General features: G+C 62.0%; 3 protein-coding genes. 2 read left to right on the forward strand and 1 reads right to left on the reverse strand.

Annotated elements, in window-relative coordinates; genetic code table 11:
- Positions 1–504 (forward strand): GGDEF domain-containing protein (locus B3873_RS14215; RefSeq protein ID WP_286866833.1); only part of this gene is annotated, 504 nt, incomplete at its 5' end.
- 212 nt (positions 505–716) lie between these two features.
- Here B3873_RS14215 and B3873_RS14220 read toward each other — a convergent pair.
- Complete coding sequence (locus tag B3873_RS14220) at positions 717–899, reverse strand: hypothetical protein (RefSeq protein WP_006462830.1); 183 nt, start codon at positions 897–899, stop codon at positions 717–719.
- A gap of 885 nt (positions 900–1784) precedes the next feature.
- Here B3873_RS14220 and B3873_RS14225 point away from each other — a divergent pair.
- A partial coding sequence (locus B3873_RS14225) for a cation-transporting P-type ATPase (protein WP_286866837.1) occupies positions 1785–2640 on the forward strand: 856 nt, incomplete at its 3' end.

Below are 2640 nucleotides of genomic sequence, written 5' to 3' on the forward strand. Positions count from 1 at the left end.
GGTCTGCTGCTGGGCGAATTCGAACGCCTGCACCGCCAGAGCTCCGCGCAGCACCAGACCTTCCTGCTGTTGCTGGACCTAGACCACTTCAAGAGCATCAACGACACCTGGGGCCACCTGATCGGCGACGAGGTGCTGCGCAACTTCGCGCGCCTGCTGCGGACCATGCTGCGCGAGCAGGACGCCATCGGACGTTACGGCGGTGAGGAATTCGGCGTGATCCTGCGCGACGTGTCGCCAGCCGATGCGCTGGCGCTGTCACAGCGCGTGATCGAAGCGGCGCGCACCAGAAATGATGAAAACAATTTATACGGTTGTACGGTCAGTGCCGGACTGGTGCCCTTCTCTGCGGACATGGACGCTCATTTCGTCTGGCTGCAACGCGCCGACCACGCCATGTACTGCGCCAAGGAAAGCGGGCGCGATCGCCTGGTGGCCTGGGATCCGGCGCTGGAGCGCGCGCCGCGCATGCCCAATCAGCCGCCGCCTCCCTGCTGCGTATAGGCGTGCAGCGAAGAAGTCACGAAAGCGATGGACGCAAAAAAGGCCGATGTTTTCGGGGCCGCCACGAGACCACTGTGAAAACATCGACCTAGGGAAATCAAGGCGGGGCGATCGGCATGACGGAATGATAGGCGTACTTCCCTAAAAAAATGCCTGCGCCGATGCCCCGGCCACTGCCGCGACGAGCGGCAAAGCGGGCCGCAGAAAGCCCGCTAAATTAGCACTGGCAGTGCTTCCAGTACTAAAAGCGCGAGCAGTGCGCCGAAGACCGCGCCCACTGCTCTCAAACTGGTTCGGACCATCCGTGACGCCACCGGAACCTCGCCGCAGAGCAACAAACCCGCCAGCGCCATGGGAATGAAGAACATCAGATTGTTCATGATGAGGTTGGGCATGATGCGTCTCCTGGTCGAGTTTATTGGTTTGGCGCGGGGTTGCTGCGCGTACTCTGTTCGGGCTTGCCTCGTTTCGAGTATAGGCCGTACACCATGGAAGACAAGGCTCACCGGGCGAGAATCGGTGCTGCACAGCAGCGTCCAGAGCAGTGAAATACCGCTTCACCATCCTCGCTGTGAAGCAGAAAGCTTCCGCTCCATCTTGTTGCAGATGCACAAATTTTCGGCAACACGGGCGAATTTGCCTTGACCCTGTTTTCCGCGCGGGCGTAGAATTCGCCCGTTCTCATTTTTTGGAGTCCCTCTCATGGGCACTTGTTCGGGTGACAGTTGTTGCCGGTTAATTCCGGGTTAAGCCTCAGCAAGGATTTCAGCAGGACTTCATCCTGTCGTCATCTTGCACCAGGCAGATGACGGCAATTCATGTCGGCAGCGCGCGGTCTTTCCAGGCCGGTTTTCAGCAGCGCCGCTGACAACGACATTCCCTCACAACGACAGATCGACGATCGACCGCCGCAGACACGGCGTCAGAACGCAGCTGCATCGCGACCGCATTGCCCGCTCCATCGAGCCGGCAACCGGCTCGCCTGATGCCGCGCGCGTCATGACGCACCGCCTTCCGCATGGCCAGCCGCCATGCGGCTGCACGTCTGTTGCCGCCGTCAGGTGCCGATGACAGGTACTCCGCTCAAACAGGCGGAGGCTGCAATGCGACAGACACATTCATCATGAACACGCGAAGACCCAGCGCGCCGCGTCCGGCCGCCCGTCTTGGCGGGGGCCGTCCACGGCGCTGACCCCGATGCCGGCCTGCCCTGCTGCAGGCCGACGCGATGCAAACCGCTTCGTCCACGGGACGAGGCCCAACAAGAAAAGAAGCACGCCATGAATCTGAACCTGCTGAAAGAAACCTTTGTCAGCTTCATCCGCGCACGCGGTATGGACCGTCACTTCCGCCGCCTGGGCATGGACATGTTCCGCAGTGCCCCGGTCACCAAGGAAGTCCCGCAAACCCTGGCCGAGCAATTGAGCGAAGCTTCCCGCAGCGAGGTCCAGGCCCTGCTGCAGCGCCTGCAATCGCGCCCCGACGGCCTGACCGAATCGGAAGCCGATGCCATCCGTGAACACAGCGGCCCCAACGAAGTCGAGCACGAGAAGCCGCTGACCTGGTACGTCCACCTGTGGCACTGCTACAAGAACCCCTTCAACCTGCTGCTGACCCTGCTGGCCGCGGTCTCCTTCTACACCGAGGACATGAAGGCCGCCATCGTCATCGGCACCATGGTGGTGGTCTCGACCTTGCTGCGCTTCGTGCAGGAAGCACGTTCCAACACCGCCGCCGACAAGCTCAAGGCCATGGTCAGCAACACCGCGACCGTGATGCGCCACGACCAGGTCGAAGAGATCGCCGCCGAGGCGCAGCGTTACTTCGACGTCATGCTGCACCCCAAGGGCGCGCGCCGCGTCGAGGTACCGATCCACAAGCTGGTGCCGGGCGACATCGTGCTGCTCTCGGCGGGCGACATGATCCCCGCTGACCTGCGTCTGCTGGCCGCCAAGGACCTGTTCGTGAGCCAGGCCGCGATGACCGGCGAATCGCTGCCGGTAGAAAAATTCGTCACCCCCAGCAATCTCAATACCAGCAGCCCGCTGGAGCTGGACAACCTCTGCTTCATGGGCACCAATGTAGTCAGCGGCTCGGCCACGGGCGTGGTGCTGACCACCGGCAAGCGCACGTATT

Source organism: Herbaspirillum sp. UBA812 (assembly GCF_002296545.1).
GTDB classification, from domain to species: Bacteria; Pseudomonadota; Gammaproteobacteria; order Burkholderiales; family Burkholderiaceae_D; genus Herbaspirillum; species Herbaspirillum huttiense.